The sequence below is a fragment of the Streptomyces sp. DH12 genome (assembly GCF_020873895.1).
Taxonomy (GTDB): domain Bacteria; phylum Actinomycetota; class Actinomycetes; order Streptomycetales; family Streptomycetaceae; genus Streptomyces.
The window spans coordinates 1-486 of record NZ_JAHWGT010000795.1 but is presented as its reverse complement, the minus strand read 5'-3'; the positions used below and the strand labels follow the sequence as shown (position 1 = coordinate 486).

General features: G+C 74.3%; 1 pseudogene. It reads left to right on the top strand.

The features are described from left to right. Positions 1-404: pseudogene (locus tag LPA54_RS37110) on the top strand (HK97 family phage prohead protease); the annotation flags it as partial. Positions 405-486: the final 82 nt, after the last annotated feature.

The following is a 486-nucleotide window of genomic DNA, read 5'->3' as shown; positions in this document are numbered from 1 at the left end:
GCGTGTCGGTGCGGGCCCGGGACATGGCCGCCGGCCTCGTCAGCGACGACCACCTCACCCGCCAGATTCGCGCCTCGCTGGCGCGCGACGCTGCGACCACGGCACCCCAGGTGCCCGAAGACCCGCAGCTGCGCCGCGAGGTCGCCGCCGCCCTGCTGTACGAGCAGGCGGCCCCTCAGACCCGCGAGGCCGCGCCGCCCTCCCCCGGGCACCCGGACCCCGCGCGCACGACCGGCGCGCCGGCCGACGAAGGCCACCCGCCGACCCCGAGCACCACCGACGCGCCGCCCTCCGATGGGCACCCGTCGCCGCCCCCGACGAGCCAGGGTCTCCGCTCGGAGATCTCCGAGCGGCTCGCGTTCATGCGGACGCACCTGGCGTCCATCGAAGACAAGGACATCTGAGCATGGAGCTCTCGCACCCCCAGGCGAAAATTCGCCTGGCAGACATCACGGCCGAGCTCGAGCGGCTCGGTGAGAAGAAGGA